Origin of the sequence: Streptomyces sp. NPDC090798, from assembly GCF_044768965.1 — a bacterium.
Lineage (GTDB): Bacteria > Actinomycetota > Actinomycetes > Streptomycetales > Streptomycetaceae > Streptomyces.
In genome coordinates this window covers 47,586-63,198 of sequence record NZ_JBIVXA010000027.1, presented here as the reverse complement: position 1 = coordinate 63,198, position 15,613 = coordinate 47,586, and the positions used below count along the sequence as shown (strand labels likewise).

Annotated in this window: 13 protein-coding genes and 1 tRNA gene; 9 read left to right on the top strand and 5 right to left on the bottom strand. The window is 69.9% G+C overall.

The features are described 5' to 3' along the window. Positions 1 to 9: 9 nt before the first annotated feature. The 5 genes from ACIQTP_RS39785 to ACIQTP_RS39765 all read left to right on the top strand — a co-directional run bounded on the left by ACIQTP_RS39785 (position 10) and on the right by ACIQTP_RS39765 (position 5,967). Complete coding sequence (locus tag ACIQTP_RS39785; protein WP_403409142.1) at positions 10 to 486, top strand: septum formation initiator family protein; 477 nt, start codon at positions 10 to 12, stop codon at positions 484 to 486. Between the two features lie 68 nt (positions 487 to 554). Then, the gene (locus ACIQTP_RS39780) at positions 555 to 1,091 is read left to right on the top strand and encodes a DUF501 domain-containing protein (protein WP_403409256.1); all 537 of its coding nucleotides are present in this window, start codon (positions 555 to 557) and stop codon (positions 1,089 to 1,091) included. A 215-nt stretch (positions 1,092 to 1,306) separates the two neighbouring features. Next, positions 1,307 to 2,248: an exopolyphosphatase gene (locus tag ACIQTP_RS39775; RefSeq protein WP_402042113.1), complete on the top strand. Its 942-nt coding sequence runs from the start codon at positions 1,307 to 1,309 to the stop codon at positions 2,246 to 2,248. Between the two features lie 457 nt (positions 2,249 to 2,705). Beyond that, a complete protein-coding gene (locus tag ACIQTP_RS39770) occupies positions 2,706 to 4,106 on the top strand; it encodes an NAD(P)/FAD-dependent oxidoreductase (protein WP_403409139.1) in 1,401 nt (466 codons plus the stop codon). Between the two features lie 559 nt (positions 4,107 to 4,665). Continuing rightward, entirely contained in the window at positions 4,666 to 5,967 is a 1,302-nt protein-coding gene (locus tag ACIQTP_RS39765) for a class I SAM-dependent methyltransferase (protein ID WP_403409136.1), read from the top strand. Positions 5,968 to 6,041: 74 nt separating this feature from the next. On the opposite strand, the gene ACIQTP_RS39760 is transcribed toward ACIQTP_RS39765, so the two are convergent. Both ACIQTP_RS39760 and ACIQTP_RS39755 read right to left on the bottom strand, forming a co-directional pair. Then, complete coding sequence (locus ACIQTP_RS39760; RefSeq protein WP_403409133.1) at positions 6,042 to 8,570, bottom strand: ABC transporter permease; 2,529 nt, start codon at positions 8,568 to 8,570, stop codon at positions 6,042 to 6,044. 165 nt (positions 8,571 to 8,735) lie between these two features. After that, a complete protein-coding gene (locus ACIQTP_RS39755; RefSeq protein ID WP_403409131.1) occupies positions 8,736 to 9,506 on the bottom strand; it encodes an ABC transporter ATP-binding protein in 771 nt (256 codons plus the stop codon). Between the two features lie 414 nt (positions 9,507 to 9,920). Here ACIQTP_RS39755 and ACIQTP_RS39750 point away from each other — a divergent pair. The 3 genes from ACIQTP_RS39750 to ACIQTP_RS39740 all read left to right on the top strand — a co-directional run bounded on the left by ACIQTP_RS39750 (position 9,921) and on the right by ACIQTP_RS39740 (position 12,493). Then, positions 9,921 to 10,003 (top strand) — tRNA-Leu (locus tag ACIQTP_RS39750). A gap of 174 nt (positions 10,004 to 10,177) precedes the next feature. Then, positions 10,178 to 11,416: a 4-hydroxybenzoate 3-monooxygenase gene (locus ACIQTP_RS39745; RefSeq protein WP_403409128.1), complete on the top strand. Its 1,239-nt coding sequence runs from the start codon at positions 10,178 to 10,180 to the stop codon at positions 11,414 to 11,416. Between the two features lie 198 nt (positions 11,417 to 11,614). Further along, positions 11,615 to 12,493, top strand: coding sequence for a Bax inhibitor-1/YccA family protein (locus tag ACIQTP_RS39740; RefSeq protein ID WP_403409125.1), 879 nt, complete (start codon positions 11,615 to 11,617; stop codon positions 12,491 to 12,493). Between the two features lie 106 nt (positions 12,494 to 12,599). Here the strand turns inward: ACIQTP_RS39740 and ACIQTP_RS39735 are convergent, their stop codons facing one another. Continuing rightward, positions 12,600 to 12,830 (bottom strand): DUF4287 domain-containing protein, encoded by a 231-nt coding sequence (locus tag ACIQTP_RS39735; protein WP_402042584.1) that lies wholly within the window; start codon positions 12,828 to 12,830, stop codon positions 12,600 to 12,602. 103 nt (positions 12,831 to 12,933) lie between these two features. Here ACIQTP_RS39735 and ACIQTP_RS39730 point away from each other — a divergent pair, with 103 nt between their 5' ends. Further along, on the top strand, positions 12,934 to 13,245 hold the full coding sequence (locus tag ACIQTP_RS39730; RefSeq protein ID WP_402042587.1) for a hypothetical protein: 312 nt from the start codon (positions 12,934 to 12,936) through the stop codon (positions 13,243 to 13,245). A 28-nt stretch (positions 13,246 to 13,273) separates the two neighbouring features. On the opposite strand, the gene ACIQTP_RS39725 is transcribed toward ACIQTP_RS39730, so the two are convergent. Then, on the bottom strand, positions 13,274 to 14,059 hold the full coding sequence (locus ACIQTP_RS39725) for a hypothetical protein (protein ID WP_402042590.1): 786 nt from the start codon (positions 14,057 to 14,059) through the stop codon (positions 13,274 to 13,276). A gap of 284 nt (positions 14,060 to 14,343) precedes the next feature. Continuing rightward, positions 14,344 to 15,564, bottom strand: coding sequence for an acetyl-CoA C-acetyltransferase (locus ACIQTP_RS39720; protein ID WP_402042593.1), 1,221 nt, complete (start codon positions 15,562 to 15,564; stop codon positions 14,344 to 14,346). Positions 15,565 to 15,613 lie beyond the last annotated feature (49 nt).

The following is a 15,613-nucleotide window of genomic DNA, read 5'->3' as shown; positions in this document are numbered from 1 at the left end:
AGGCGGGACATGGCCGTGAAGGACCGGGACCGGTTCTCCACCGCGACCAGGCTGAAGCTGCTCGGCGAGCAGACGGCGGCCCGGGTCTACCGCTCGCAGACCAAGCGCCAGGCCCGCCGCTCGCGACTGACCGGCCGCGCCGCACTGCTGGCTCTCGTACTCTGTTCTCTGATCGTGGCCCTCGCGTACCCGATAAGGCAGTACGTGTCCCAGCGCGCCGAGATCGCCGATCTGGAGCGACAACAGGAGCAGGCCCGCGCCCGGGTCGAACAGCTGCGCGACCTCAAGGCGCGCTGGCAGGACGACGCGTACGCGAAGCAGCAGATCCGGGAACGGCTGCACTATGTGATGCCGGGCGAGACCGGATACGTCGTGATCGACCCGGACGCGGCGAAGCGGTCGCGTACGGACCTGGGGGTGGCAGCCCGCCCCTGGTACGCCAACGTCTGGGACGGCGTCGACAAGTCGGACCACTCCGACCGGTGACCTGACGACCGGTGACCTGATGACCGGTGAACCGGTGAATCGAAGAAGAAAGAGACTTGAGCACAGGCATGGAAACGCCCCCGCCGCCCACCCCGCGCACCGAGCCGACCGACGCGGACGTCGAGGCTTTCAAGCAACAGCTCGGCCGGCCGCCGCGCGGGCTGCGGGCCATCGTGCACCGCTGTCCCTGCGGGCAGCCGGACGTGGTGGAGACGGCGCCCCGGCTGCCGGACGGTACGCCGTTCCCGACGACGTACTACCTGACGTGCCCGCGCGCGGCCTCCGCGATCGGCACGCTGGAGGCGGGAGGTGTCATGAAGGAGATGACGGAGCGGCTGGCGACCGATCCCGAGCTGGCCGCCGCGTACCGGGCCGCCCACGAGGACTACATCGCGCGGCGCGACGCCATCGAGGTGCTGGCGGGCTTTCCGAGCGCCGGGGGGATGCCGGACCGGGTGAAGTGTCTGCATGTACTGGTGGCGCACTCGCTGGCCGCGGGGCCGGGAGTGAATCCGCTGGGCGACGAGGCGATCGCGATGCTGCCGGAGTGGTGGCGCAAGGGTGCGTGCGTGGTGGCGGCGGAGCCGCCGTCCGAGGGAGAGTGAGGGGGCTTCGCCTCCTTCCCCCCGGTGCGTGCTTCGTCTGCGGGTGAGTGGGGGCCGGGCGCGCAGTTCCCCGCGCCCCCCGGGGTCGGGGCTGCGCCCCGGGCCCCGCTCCGCCCGGTCGTTGTTCGGCTGCGGGGCGGTGGGGGCTGGTCGCGCAGTTCCCCGCGCCCCTGACGGGGCGCTGAACCGAATCCACGAGCAGGAGACAACAACCGATGACCAGGGTCGCCGCCATCGACTGCGGTACGAATTCGATCCGCCTCCTCGTCGCCGACGCGAACCCGGCGACGGGAGAACTCGTCGATCTGGACCGCCGGATGACGATCGTCCGGCTCGGCCAGGGCGTCGACCGCACCGGACGCCTCGCCCCCGAGGCCCTGGAGCGCACCTTCGCGGCCTGCCGCGAGTACGCGGCGATCATCAAGGAGCACGGCGCGGAGCGACTGCGCTTCGTGGCGACCTCCGCCTCCCGCGACGCGGAGAACCGGGACGAGTTCGTGCGTGGTGTGCTGGACATCCTGGGCGTCGAGCCCGAGGTCATCACCGGCGACGAGGAGGCCGAGTTCTCCTTCACCGGCGCGACCAAGGAACTGACGGGCCGGGACGACCTCGCCAGGCCCTACCTGGTCGTGGACATCGGCGGTGGGTCCACCGAACTGGTCGTCGGTGACGACCACGTACGCGCCGCCCGTTCCGTGGACATCGGCTGCGTACGGATGACCGAGCGGCACCTCGTGCACGACGGGGTCGTCAGCGACCCGCCGACCCCCGCCGAGATCGAGGCCGTCCGCGCCGACATCGAGGCGGCCCTCGACCTCGCCGAGCGGACGGTCCCGTTGCGCGAGGCCCACACGCTGGTCGGCCTCGCCGGTTCGGTCACCACGGTCGCGGCCATCGCGCTGGACCTCCCCGGCTACGATTCGGCCGCCATCCACCACTCCCGGTTCCCGTACGAGAAGGTCCGCGAGATCACCGAGCGGCTGCTGGCCTCCACCCACGCCGAGCGCGCCGCGATCCCTTCCATGCACCCGGGGCGCGTCGACGTCATCGCGGCCGGCGCCCTCGTACTGCTCGCGATCATGGAGCGGATCGGTGCGGCGGAGGTCGTGGTGAGCGAGCACGACATCCTGGACGGGATCGCGTGGTCCATCGCGTGAAGGGCTGACGCTCGCGTCTTCCGAGGGATCCTTTGCTACCCGCTGGTAGCCTCCCTTGAGCAGGTCGGATAACGTATGAGCGCGTCCAGGGGGCCATTCGGACCCTCTCGGCGACACGCCGCCGGAAAACTTCGTGAAGTTCTTCACAAGGAATTCGGCCCTGTGGGGGGACGATGAGCCCGCTTGGGTGCTCCTAGGGTGCTCACCAGGCTCGGGAGGGTGCTCAACGGAGTGTTCCGGGAGTGTTTCCGGCGGGTGAAGCGGAGGGGTGGTTCGACGGGTTCGAACACCCGGAGCGGCAGCTCACGCGGTGTTGACAACGGTCGCCACTACACGGTGGTTCCCCCTCCCCGCCATGACCTGGGTCACGTGGGCGGCGCAGTGTAGCAGAGGCCTCACCCAAGCTTGTGAAGGGGCGCACGAGCGACCCCCCAGGGGCGGGTGGATACTCGATGGCATGAGCACCACGGAGCGTCCCAGGATCCTCGTAGTAGGCGGTGGGTACGTAGGCCTGTACGCAGCTCGGCGCATTCTCAAGAAGATGCGCTACGGCGAGGCGACCGTCACGGTCGTCGACCCCCGGTCGTACATGACCTACCAGCCCTTCCTCCCCGAAGCCGCCGCCGGCAGCATCTCCCCTCGGCATGTCGTCGTCCCGTTGCGACGCGTCCTGCCCAAGGCGGAGGTCCTCACCGGCCGGGTCACCACCATCGACCAGGACCGCAAGGTCGCCACGATCGCCCCCCTCGTGGGCGAGGCGTACGAGCTGCCTTTCGACTACCTCGTCATCGCGATGGGCGCGGTCTCCCGCACCTTCCCGATCCCCGGCCTCGCCGAACAGGGCATCGGTATGAAGGGCATCGAGGAGTCCATCGGCCTGCGCAACCACGTCCTCGAGCAGCTCGACAAGGCTGACTCGACCACGGACGAGGACATCCGCCGCAAGGCGCTCACCTTCGTCTTCGTGGGCGGTGGCTTCGCGGGTGCGGAGACCATCGGCGAGGTCGAGGACATGGCCCGCGACGCGTCGAAGTACTACACCAACGTGTCCCGCGAGGACATGCGCTTCATCCTCGTCGACGCCGCGGACAAGATCCTCCCCGAGGTGGGCCCCAAGCTCGGCCAGTACGGCAAGGAGCACCTGGAGGGCCGTGGCGTGGAGATCTACCTCTCCACCTCCATGGACTCCTGCGTCGAGGGCCACGTCGTGCTGAAGAACGGCCTCGAGGTCGACTCCAACACGATCGTGTGGACGGCCGGCGTCAAGCCGAACCCCGTCCTCTCTCGCTTCGGTCTGCCGCTCGGCCCGCGTGGTCACGTGGACACCCAGACCACCCTCCAGGTGCAGGGCACGGACTACATCTGGGCCGCCGGCGACAACGCCCAGGTGCCGGACGTCGCCGCGCGCAAGGCCGGGGTCGAGAACGCCTGGTGCCCGCCGAACGCGCAGCACGCGCTCCGTCAGGCGAAGGTCCTCGGCGACAACGTGGTCTCCGGTATGCGGGGCTTCCCGCAGAAGGAGTACTCGCACTCCAACAAGGGCGCTGTCGCGGGTCTCGGCCTGCACAAGGGCGTCGCGATGATCGTCATGGGCAAGATGAAGATCAAGCTCAAGGGCCGTCTGGCGTGGTACATGCACCGCGGCTACCACGGGCTGGCCATGCCGACGTGGAACCGTAAGATCCGGGTCTTCGCCGACTGGACGCTCGCGATGTTCCTCAAGCGTGAGGTCGTCTCGCTCGGTGCGATCGAGACTCCCCGTGAGGAGTTCTACGAGGCTGCGAAGCCGGCGCCGGCTGCGGCCGCCGTGGCTCCGGCTGCCGCAGCCAAGACCGAGGAGAAGGCCAAGGCCTCCTGACGGCCAAGGCCTCCTGACTCCGGTCACCCGCTCGTCCCCGAGGGACCTCCCGCCATCCGTGGTGCGGGAGGTCCCTTTGGCGTCGGGGGGGCGAGTCTTCTGCCTGGGGCGGGGGCTCTGCCCCGCATCCTCCGCCGCCCTCCGCCTTTTGGCCGACGGCTGGTGGGGGCTGGTCGCGCAGTTCCCCGCGCCCCCCAGGGCCGGGGCTGCGCCCCAGATCCCCCGCCGGCCGCCTGTACTTGTCCGGCTGTCGGCCGGCGGGGGTCGACCGCGCAGTTCCCCGCGCCCCTGAAGGGGCGCCGGGGCGTAGCCCCGTGCTTCAGGGGCGCGGGGAACTGCGCGCCAAGCCCCCACCAGCCGTCGGCCGACGAACCCGCCCGGGGGTCTGGGGGCGGAGCCCCCGGTGGGGAGGGGACGGGTAGGGGCGGCGGGGGCGGAAGAACGTGGTAGGTACAGGTATTTTGCTCAGCTGTAACGCGGAAGGGGGACTGCGCACGAGGCCAGTTGGTGTTTACGTGGTGTTGGAGCGTTCGGGAGTGTTGTCTCGGAGGTGTACGCCATGCAGGACGCCGCGCCGCGGCTGAAGAGCCTTGTCGAACAGTTGGTGGGGGCTCCGCTCCCCCTCCGCATCCGCGCCTGGGACGGCTCGGAGGCGGGCCCTCCCGGCGCCCCCGCCGTCGTCGTACGCAACCGGCGCGCTCTGCGCCGGCTGCTGTGGAAACCGGGTGAGGTGGGGCTGGCCCGGGCCTGGGTCGCCGGGGACCTGGGAGTGGAGGGTGACCTCTACACCGCGCTCGACCTGCTGTCGGGGCTGGTCTGGGACCGGGGCGAGGACGCGCGAGGCGTCGCGGAGGCCCTGCGCGATCCGGAGGTACGGGCCGCCGTGCGCGGACTGGTGAAGATGGGTGGCCTCCCGTTGCCGCCCAGCCCGCCCCAGGAGGAGGTGCGCAGGCGCCGCGGCCACCTCCACACCAAGCGCAGCGACCAGCGCGCCATCAGCCACCACTACGACGTGGGCAACGACTTCTACGAGATCGTCCTCGGGCCCTCGATGGTCTATTCGTGCGCCTACTGGGAAGACGGCGGCATCCTCGAGGACGCCCAGCGCGACAAGCTGGAACTCATCTCGCGGAAGCTCGATCTGAGGCCGGGTCAGCGGCTCCTCGACGTCGGCTGCGGCTGGGGCTCGATGGCGATCCACGCCGCCCGCGAGCACGGCGTGAGCGTCGTCGGGGTCACGCTCTCGCACGAGCAGGCCGCGTACGCCCGTAAGCGGGTCGCGGACAAGGGACTGACCGACCGGGTGGAGATCCGGGTGCAGGACTACCGGGACGTCGCCGACGGGCCGTACGACGCGATCTCCTCCATCGGCATGGCCGAACACGTGGGCGCCGAGCGCTACCTGGAGTACGCCGAGGTGCTGTACCGCCTCCTCAAGCCGGGTGGGCGGTTGCTCAACCACCAGATCGCACGGCCGCCCCGGCGGGACGAATCGGCGTACGACGTGGACGAGTTCATCGACGCGTACGTCTTCCCGGACGGCGAGCTCGCGCCCATCGGCACGACCGTCACCCAGCTGGAACGCGCCGGGTTCGAGGTCCGCGACGTCGAGTCGATCCGCGAGCACTACGCCCTCACGCTCCGCCGCTGGGTCACCAACCTGGAGGCGCAGTGGGCGCGGGCCGTGGCGCTCACCAGTCCGGGCCGCGCCCGTGTCTGGCGTCTCTACATGGCGGCCTCCGCGGTCGCCTTCGAGCGCAACCGCATCGGCGTCAACCAGGTGCTGGCGGTCAGGACCCCCGAGCCCTCCGGCTCCTCCGGAATGCCCCTGCGGGCCAGAACCTGGAACCCCGCCCACTGAAGTGGTCCGCCGACGACCGGGGCCCCGTTCCGATCCGGAACGGGGCCCCGACGTTCGTGACGGTTCCTGCGCCGCTACTCCGACTTGATCGCCGACAGCATGTTCAGGCGGGACGCCCGGCGGGCCGGCCACAGCGCGGCCAGCACGCCGACCGTCCCCGCGAGGAGCAGGAAGAGAGCCATCCGGGCCCAGGGCAGGACCAGTTCGTACGTCGACATCCTGCTGCCGACGAGCTCGCCGGCCGCCCAGCCGAAGAACACGCCCAGGCCGATGCCGAGCACGCCGCCGAAGAGCGAGATGACCAGGGACTCCAGGCGGACCATCCGCTTGATGCCCTTGCGGTCGAGGCCGATCGCGCGGAGCATCCCGATCTCCTGGGAGCGCTCGAAGACCGACATGGCCAGGGTGTTGATGACACCGAGGACGGCGACGATGACCGCCATGGCGAGCAGGCCGTAGAGCATGTTCAGGATCAGGGTGAACATCTGCGCGATGCCGTTGGAGATGTCCTTCTTGTCCTGGACCTGGATGGCCGGGTTGTCGCCGAGGGCCTTCTCCAGCTTGTTCTTGGTCGCGTCGGACGTGCCGTTGGACGTCTTCAGCATGACCTGCATGTCGGAGACGTCCGTCAGGTGCGGAGCGAGCGTCGCGTTGTCGACCATGATGCCGTTGATCATCATGTTGCCGTGGTAGATCCCGGCGACGGTGAGGCGCTGCTTCTTGCCGTCCTCGTAGGAGACCGCGAGGTCCGAACCGGCCTTCCAGCCGTGCGACTTGGCGGTGTCGTCGTCCACGACGACCTGGGTGCCGCCGACGTTGAAGGCGCCCTCGTCGAGCGTGAGGTCGGTGAGCTTGGCGATGGACTCGCCGTTCACGCCCGCCAGCAACTCGGACGTGCCGTCGATGCGCGAGGGGGAGGTGCGCAGGGGGCTGGTGTCGGTGACACCGTCGAGGCCGGCGAGGGTCTTCGCGACGGCCGGGGAGAGGGGGACGCCGTTCGCCATCGACACGACGTAGTCCGCCTTGATCGCGGAGCTGGCCATCTTGTCGATCGACTTCTGCAGGCTGCCAGCCATCACCGTCATACCGGTGATCAGGGTGAGGCCGATCATCAGGGCGGAGGCGGTGGCGGCCGTACGGCGCGGGTTGCGCACCGAGTTCTGGCGGGCCAGCTTGCCGGAGACCCCGAAGACACGGAGCACCGGGGCCGCCGCCGCGATCAGGGGGCGGGAGAGCAGCGGGGTCAGCACGAAGACGCCGATGATGAGGAGGACCGCGCCGAGCCCCATCGGGGCCTGGCCGTCCGAGCCGCTCATGGTCGTCGCGTACAGGACGACGGCGATGCCGGCCGCGGCGAACAGGGCGCCGATCGTGTTCCGTACGACCAGGGACTTCGTCGACGCCTGCGCGTGCACGCTGCTCATCGCGGCGACCGGCGGGATCTGCGCGGCGCGACGGCCGGGCAGCCAGGCGGCCAGCATGGTGATGAGGATGCCGACGAGCAGGGCCGTGGCGATCGTGCCGGGCGAGATCACCAGCGGGCCGTCCGGGACGGTGGCGCCGAGCGAGCCCATCAGGGAGCGCATGCCCGCGCCGATGCCGATGCCCGCGAGCAGACCCGCCACCGCGGCGACCGCGCCGACGACGAAGGCCTCGACGAGCACGGAGCGGGTGACCTGACGGCGGGAGGCGCCGACGGCGCGCAGCAGGGCCAGTTCCTTGGTGCGCTGGGCGACCAGCATGGTGAAGGTGTTGGCGATGATGAACGTACCGACGAACAGCGCGATGCCCGCGAAGACCAGCAGGCCCGTCTTCATGCCGCTCATCGCGGAGGCGATCGCGCTCGCCTGGTCGTCGGCGAGTTGCTTGCCGGTGGTGGTGGAGGCGACGCCCTTCGGGATGACCTGGTCGAGGGCGGCGCGCAGGGCGGTCTGGCTGGTGCCGGACGCGGCCTTCACGTCGATCTCGTCGTACTCGCCCACGCGGTGGAAGAGCTGCTGCGCGGTCGCCGTGTCGAAGAGGGCGAGGCTGCCGCCGGCCGCGACGTTGCCGTCGTCGGTGGTGAAGACTCCGGCGACGGTGGGCTTGAGGACGGGGCCGTCGACGGAGAGCCGTACGGTGTCGCCGACCTTGTAGCCCGCGCGCCTGGCGGTCTCCGAGTCGATCGCGACCTCGTTCCTGCCCTTCGGCGCGTGGCCGCTGGTCAGCGGGTAGCGGGCGTCCTTGGTGCCCCAGTAGTTGCCGCCCTGCGACTGGAAGCCGCTGCCGACGAGTTTTCCGTTCTTGCCGGCTATCGCGGTGAAGCCGCTCACGACGCCTACGGTGTTGCCGGCGCCGGGGACCTTGGAGGCCTTCTCGAGCAGTGCCTGCGTGAGCTTCCGCTCCTTGCCGACCTTGTCGCCCTTGTCGTCCTGGGCCTCGGGCTGGATGGCGACGTCGACCTGGCCGAAGCCCTTGGCGGAGCTCTTCTGGTAGGCGTCGGAGATGGTGTTGGTGAAGACCAGGGTGCCCGATACGAACGCCACGCCGAGCATTACGGCGAGCACGGTCATCAGGAGCCTGGCCTTGTGCGCGAGCACGTTGCGCAAGGCGGTTCGGAACATGGAGTTTTCTCAGTCCAGGAGGGTGAGGCGGTCGGCAGGCGGAGGGTGTGGCCCTGTCTGCGGGCCGGCGGGGGCTGGTCGCGCAGCTCCCCGCGCCCCTGAAGGGGCGGCGCTGCGCGCGACTTCAGCCCGTCCGGGGGTCGAGGACGAGGCCGTACAGGCCGTTCAGCTGGTGCGGACCTTGGCGTCGAACTGCTTCATGCGGTCCAGGACGGAGTCCGCCGTCGGCCCGTACACCTCGTCCACGATCCGGCCGTCCGCGAGGAAGACCACCCGGTCCGCGTACGCCGCCGCGACCGGGTCGTGGGTCACCATCACCACGGTCTGCCCCAACTCCCGTACCGAGTTGCGCAGGAAGCCCAGCACCTCGGCACCCGAGCGCGAGTCGAGGTTTCCGGTCGGCTCGTCGCCGAAGATGATGTCGGGCCGGGAGGCGAGCGCGCGGGCGACGGCGACGCGCTGCTGCTGGCCGCCGGAGAGCTGGGAGGGCCGGTGGCTGAGGCGGTCGGAGAGACCGATCATCGTGATGACCTTGTCCAGCCACTCGCGGTCGGGCTTGCGGCCCGCGATGTCCATCGGGAGGGTGATGTTCTCCAGGGCCGTCAGCGTCGGCAGCAGGTTGAACGCCTGGAAGATGAAGCCGATCTTGTCCCGGCGGAGCTTGGTGAGCTGCTTGTCCTTGAGAGAGCCGAGCTCGGTCTCCCCGATGCGCACGGAGCCGGAGGAGAAGGTGTCGAGGCCCGCCACGCAGTGCATCAGCGTGGACTTGCCGGACCCCGAGGGGCCCATGATCGCGGTGAACTCCGCCTGCCGGAAGTCGACGGAGACCCGGTCGAGGGCGACCACCTGGGTCTCGCCCTGTCCGTAGACCTTCGACAGTTCCGTGGCGCGGGCGGCCACGGTGGTGGCCCGGTCGGCGAGGGGCGTGCTGGTCACGGGAGGGTGCTCCTGTCGGGACGACGGCGTTTTTTGGGGACGTGTCCCATCCTCGCGGCCGTTTTGCGCCGTGGAGTCAGCCGCTGTTCCGGTTCCGGGGGCAGCCTCGGGTCGGACCGCGGACGGTCTTGTCATACCTGGGGATGAGGGCGCGCCCCGAGTGCTCCCTGAGTGCTTCCTGAGCGCCGTCCGGGTACGACCCCTGTGGGTGCGTCCGTTCGGACGGTGAAATTCCGTCATTCCGTATACGCGGGTCTGTGCCGCCAGAAACCCTATTGGCAAGTGCGGATGGCCCGTACCGGGGGCTGATGCACCCTCAGACGTCAATAAAATAAGACAACATCGGTTCGCTCGCCCACTGTTCGAGGGATGCGTCCCGATAGGCTCGGAACCTCGATGCGGAGCCCATGGCCTGCCCGGATGGTGGAATGCAGACACGGCGAGCTTAAACCTCGCTGCCCCTCGCGGGCGTACCGGTTCAAGTCCGGTTCCGGGCACCTCCGACCCTTCTGTCCTCTTGCGTCCCTCAGGGGCGCCTTCGGCGTCTTCGTCGTGAACCGTTGACAGCAAGCGCGTGCCGCCGCAGACTCCCGTCAGGAAATGGTGAAGTAATTTTCACCAGGCGAACGAGCTGGACTGCGGGCTGAGCGGAACGCGAAGGGGCGTGCCGGATGCGTACCACCGTCGGAATCATCGGAGCCGGGCCGGCCGGCCTGCTGCTGGCGCGGTTGCTGCACAACGCGGGGATCGACTCCGTCGTGCTGGAGAGCCGCGACCGGGCGTACGTCGAGCAGCGCCAGCGCGCCGGGATCCTGGAGCAGGGGACGGTGGACGTGCTGCGGGCCGCCGGGGCCGGCGGGCGGATGGACCGGGAGGGGCTGCGGCACGACGGGATCGAGCTGCGGTTCGCGCGGGAGCGGCACCGGGTCGACTTCCCCGCCCTGACCGGCGGCAGCTCCGTGATGGTGTACGCCCAGACGGAGGTCTGCAAGGACCTCGTCGCGCTCCAGCTCGAGGAGGGCGGCCCGCTGCTCTTCGGGGCCGAGGCGCTGGCGGTGGAGGGGGTGGAGAGCGAGCGGCCGCGGGTCCGCTTCCGGCGCGGGAGGAGCGAGGGGCACGAGAGGAACGAGAGAAACGAGGGGAACGAGGGGGACGAGGGGAACGAGGGCCGCGAGGACGTGCTGGAGTGCGATTACGTCGTGGGCTGTGACGGGTTCTGGGGAGTGGCCCGGCAGGCGATACCCGCCGAGCACTCCCGTGTATTCGAACGGACGTACCCCTTCGGTTGGCTCGGGATTCTCGCCGACGTGCCGCCCTCCCACGACGAACTGGTCTACGCCCGCCACGACCGCGGCTTCGCCCTGCTCAGCATGCGCTCGCCCGCCGTCTCCCGGCTCTACCTCCAGGTGCCCGAGGGCACGGACGCCGGCTCGTGGGCGGACGAGGAGATCTGGGACGAGCTGGAGCGGCGCTTCGAGACCGCCGACGGGTGGAGTCTGGAGCGCGGCGCCATCACCTCCAAGTCCGTCACCCCGATGCGCAGTTACGTCCACGAGCCCATGCGGCACGGGCGGCTCTTCCTCGCCGGGGACGCCGCCCACATCGTTCCGCCGACCGGCGCCAAGGGGCTCAACCTCGCCGTCGGCGACGTGGTGACGTTCGCCCGCGCGTTGGTCCACCTGGAGGAGACCGGATCGGCGGAACGGCTCGACGCGTACTCCGAGACCTGTCTGCGCCGCGTCTGGCAGGCCGAGCGGTTCTCGTACGACATGACCACCCTGCTGCACCGCGCCCCGGACGCGTCCCCCTTCGAGGACCGCGTCCAGCTGGCCCGGCTGCGCCGGATCGCCACCTCACGGGCGGCCGGGACGGACCTGGCGGAGGGGTACACCGGGTTTCCTCTGGGCTGACCGCCGCGGAGTCCCGAGACCCCGCCAAGCAGGGCGTAAGGGGCCTGTCACGGCTTGGTACCAGTGCGCGCGGGCCGGGAAACACACGCGTACCTTGGCAACGTGAGGGAAAGATCCTCCCCAAGCAGTAGGGTCAGTCCTTTGCCTACCCATTACCCTTGAGGCCAAGGCCACGCACGGTGGCCATGGAGGAGTGAAATGAGGAGCAGCAACCCGGTCTTCTCGCGACGGGGGTTCAGCCGCGACAACGGCTACGCGGGATTCAACGCGGCGCCGCAGGCCGGGGGACCCGCTGTCGGCACGCAGGCCAACCCGTACGCCCAGGGCGGCAACCCCTACGCGCAGAACCCTTACGCCCAGCAGGGCCTGCAGCCCGGCGCACCGCCGCAGGCCCCGGTCTCCACCGGCCGGATGACGATGGACGACGTCGTCATGCGCTCGGCCATGACGCTCGGCACCGTCACCGTGGGCGCGATCCTCGCCTGGGCGCTGCTTCCGGTGTCCAGCACCAGCTACGGGCTCGCCATCGGCTCCGCGCTCGTCGCGTTCGTCCTCGCGATGGTGCAGTCCTTCAAGCGCACGGCCTCGCCCGCGCTGATCCTCGGTTACGCCGCCTTCGAGGGCGTCTTCCTCGGGGTCATCAGCGAGATGTACAACAGCCGGTGGAGCGGCGCGCCGTTCCAGGCCGTGCTCGGCACCATGGCGGTCTCCGGAGCGACCCTCCTCGTCTACAAGGCGGGCTGGGTCCGCGTGACCGCGCGGTACGCGCGCATCGGTATGACCATCGCGATCGCCTTCGTGGTCGTCATGGCGGTCAACCTGCTGCTCGTCGCCTTCGGTGTCGCGGGCGACGGCGGACTGCGCAGCATGGGCCCGCTGGGCGCGATCGTCGGCATTCTGGCGATCCTGATCGGCGCGTTCTTCCTGACCCTCGACTTCAAGCAGATCGAGGACGGCATCGCGTACGGCGCGCCGAAGGAGGAGGCCTGGCTGGCCGCGTTCGGCCTGACCATGACCCTCGTGTGGATCTACGTCGAGATGCTGCGGCTGGTCGCGATCTTCAGCGGCGACGACTAGCCGACCCCTACCGGCCGAACGGGCCGGTGACCGGCCTGAAGGGCCCGCGAACCGACGGTTCGCGGGCCCTTTGTCATGGGGGATGCCTGGTCCTGGTGGTGCGCGCTCAGAGCAGCTTGCGCGCGGCCCTCCTCAAGTCGTACTCGTGAATGATCGCCTTGGCGTGGCCGTACGCGAGGTTGTGCTCGGCGCGGAGCCAGCTGACCTTCTCCTCGAAGCGGAAGAGGGTGGGGCCTTCGTCGACGGTGCGCAGCCAGTCGGAGACTTCACGACCGGTGCAATGGGGAATGCGGGCGAGCAGATTGCGGTGGGTCTCCTGGGAGAACACTTGGGACATCGGCGCCTCCGGACGCAATGGGGTGTAAGCCGGTCCTTCACGCCACGGTGCCTGAGGGTTCGGTTGTTGGCAACAGTCCCGTCGCGGCGCGTAGTCTCGCGGCGTGCTTGATACGACGCCGCTGACCCGAGCCGTGGACCACTTCGCCGACCGGTTGCGGGCCGCGCCGCAGAGCCGGCTGCAAAGAGGGGCCGCCGCGGAGGCGCTGGGGCTGGCCAGGGAGTTGGCACGGTGGGCGCAGCGGGTGGAGGACCCCTCGGCCGAGCCTTTGGAGATGCCGGACGCGGGGATGTTCGCCGTCGCTGATCAAATCACCGTCGCGGTGCATGATTTGGCGGTCGTCCTGAGGGACGAGGGGGAGCTGGCGGAGGCGGTGTTGCTGGTGGAGGAGGCGCAGAAGAGAGCCGGGGTGTGACGCCGGTGCAGGGGCTTGCTGCGGGGGCTCACAGAGACGCTATGACCCTGTCCGCCAGGATGTAGATGTTCTCCTCGCCGCAGGCGAAGGTCAGGGCGTAGGCGCCGGAGATGCCGGAGCCGCCGAGGAGGACCGGGGTTTCGCCGGCGTGCAGGGCCGCGGCCAGCCGTTCCGCGGTTTCGCGGTGGCCGGGGGTCATGCACAGGGTCGTACCGTCGGCGAAGACGTAGACGTCGAGGGTGCCGAGCGGGCCGGGGCGGACGTCCGCCAGCTCGGTGCGGGACTCGGCGAGCTCCTCCAGGCAGGACACCGTGCGCTCGTGGTCGTTCACGACGGGTGACTGGACCGGGACGAAGTCCGGGTGCGAGGGGTGACGGCGGCGGGCGGCGGCCAGTTCGGGCGAGTCGCCCGCGTACTCGTCGGCGTCGAGGCCCGCCTCGGTGACCGGCTCCAGGGGCTCCAGGCTCACGAAGTCCGACTCGCGGGGCATGAACAGTTCGCTGTCGGGCAGACCGAGCAGGGAGGGCGCGTCCGAGGCGTCACGCGCCTCCTGGGCGGCCCAGAACGCCCGCGCCTCGGCGAGCTCCCGCTCCCGTTCCTCGGCGAGCGCCTCGGCGACGGCAGCGCGTATCTCGTCCGTGTCCGCGGCCGAGCGTGCCGCCGGTACGAGGCCGTGCGTGAGGGCCGTGGCGCGGCTCTCGGCCAGCTCGTTGTGCAGGGCCGCGACCTGCCGGCGCAGACCCTGCAGGGTGCGCAGAACGGCGACGCCCACGGCCGCGGTCGCGGCGGTGGTGAGCAGCAAAGCAATCGGCATGGCGCTCACTGACGTACTCCCGGTTCAAAGTCGACCCCCCGACTTCCTACATCAGCTTGAAGGGCGGACCATCCTGCTGTCAGTGCGTAACGTCACGAATAGGACAGGACTTTGGCCCTCGGGTTTAGTCGCGCAGCGGCTCTGACCTGCGTAAATCCCTCTCCGAGGGGAGATAGGTCACATCTTGGGGGGGATTGGATCACAAATCGGCCCAGAGCCCAGGTGGTTACTGGGCTCTGGGCCGATCCGGTCACGCTGGGCTCGGTGTTGGTTACCCGTACGGACTAGCTGAGACGCTCGATGACCATCGCCATGCCCTGGCCGCCGCCCACGCACATCGTCTCCAGGCCGAACTGCTTGTCGTGGAACTGGAGGGAGTTGATGAGCGTGCCGGTGATGCGGGCGCCGGTCATGCCGAAGGGGTGGCCGACGGCGATGGCGCCGCCGTTCACGTTCAGCTTCTCCAGCGGGATGTTCAGGTCGCGGTAGGAGGGGATCACCTGGGCGGCGAAGGCCTCGTTGATCTCGAAGAGGTCGATGTCGTCGACGGTCAGGCCGGCGCGCTGGAGGGCCTGCTTGCTGGCCTCCACCGGGCCGAGGCCCATGATCTCGGGGGAGAGGCCGGTGACGCCGGTCGAGACGATGCGGGCGAGCGGGGTGAGGCCGAGCTCGCGGGCCTTCGTGTCGGACATGATCACGAGGGCGGCGGCGCCGTCGTTGAGAGGGCAGCAGTTCGCGGCCGTGACCATGCCGTCGGGGCGGAAGACGGGCTTGAGGCCCTGGACGCCCTCCAGCGTCACACCCGCGCGCGGACCGTCGTCCTTGCTGACGACCGTGCCGTCGGGGGTGGTGACCGGGGTGATCTCGCGCTCCCAGAAGCCGTTCTTGATGGCTTCCTCGGCGAGGTTCTGGGAGCGGACGCCGAACTCGTCCATGTCCTGGCGGGTGACGCCCTTGATGCGGGCGAGGTTCTCGGCGGTCTGGCCCATCGCGATGTAGGCGTCCGGGACGAGGCCGTCCTCGCGCGGGTCGTGCCAGGTCGAGCCCTCGGACTTGGCGACGGCCTCGGTGCGGGCCTCGGCCTCCGCGAAGAAGGGGTTGCGCGTGTCGGGGAGGGAGTCGGAGTTGCCCTTGGTGAAGCGGGAGACCAGCTCGACGCCGGCCGAGATGAAGACGTCGCCCTCGCCGGCCTTGATGGCGTGCAGGGCCATGCGGCTCGTCTGGAGGGACGAGGAACAGTAACGGGTGATGGTGCAGCCCGGGAGGTGGTCCATGCCCATCTGCACGGCGACGATGCGGCCGAGGTTGTTGCCCTGCTCGCCGCCGGGGAGGCCACAGCCGAGCATCAGGTCGTCGATGTCCCTGGGGTCCAGCTCGGGGACCTTGGCGAGGGCGGCCTGGATGATCGTGGCGGTGAGGTCGTCCGGGCGGAGGTCCTTGAGGGAGCCCTTGAAAGCGCGGCCGATGGGAGAACGGGCGGTCGAGACGATCACGGCTTCGGGCATCACGGCTCCATGGGCGCTATGGGGTGGACGGGCAGGGCTGCTTGGGAAG

What these genes read in the sequence shown, in the direction of transcription:
- ACIQTP_RS39785 (WP_403409142.1), top strand. Translation starts at nt 10, where the DNA reads ATGGCCGTGAAGGACCGGGACCGGTTCTCCACCGCGACCAGGCTGAAG.
- ACIQTP_RS39780 (WP_403409256.1), top strand. Translation starts at nt 555, where the DNA reads ATGGAAACGCCCCCGCCGCCCACCCCGCGCACCGAGCCGACCGACGCG.
- ACIQTP_RS39775 (WP_402042113.1), top strand. Translation starts at nt 1,307, where the DNA reads ATGACCAGGGTCGCCGCCATCGACTGCGGTACGAATTCGATCCGCCTC.
- ACIQTP_RS39770 (WP_403409139.1), top strand. Translation starts at nt 2,706, where the DNA reads ATGAGCACCACGGAGCGTCCCAGGATCCTCGTAGTAGGCGGTGGGTAC.
- ACIQTP_RS39765 (WP_403409136.1), top strand. Translation starts at nt 4,666, where the DNA reads ATGCAGGACGCCGCGCCGCGGCTGAAGAGCCTTGTCGAACAGTTGGTG.
- ACIQTP_RS39760 (WP_403409133.1), bottom strand. Translation starts at nt 8,570, where the DNA reads ATGTTCCGAACCGCCTTGCGCAACGTGCTCGCGCACAAGGCCAGGCTC.
- ACIQTP_RS39745 (WP_403409128.1), top strand. Translation starts at nt 10,178, where the DNA reads ATGCGTACCACCGTCGGAATCATCGGAGCCGGGCCGGCCGGCCTGCTG.
- ACIQTP_RS39740 (WP_403409125.1), top strand. Translation starts at nt 11,615, where the DNA reads ATGAGGAGCAGCAACCCGGTCTTCTCGCGACGGGGGTTCAGCCGCGAC.
- ACIQTP_RS39735 (WP_402042584.1), bottom strand. Translation starts at nt 12,830, where the DNA reads ATGTCCCAAGTGTTCTCCCAGGAGACCCACCGCAATCTGCTCGCCCGC.
- ACIQTP_RS39725 (WP_402042590.1), bottom strand. Translation starts at nt 14,059, where the DNA reads ATGCCGATTGCTTTGCTGCTCACCACCGCCGCGACCGCGGCCGTGGGC.
- ACIQTP_RS39720 (WP_402042593.1), bottom strand. Translation starts at nt 15,564, where the DNA reads ATGCCCGAAGCCGTGATCGTCTCGACCGCCCGTTCTCCCATCGGCCGC.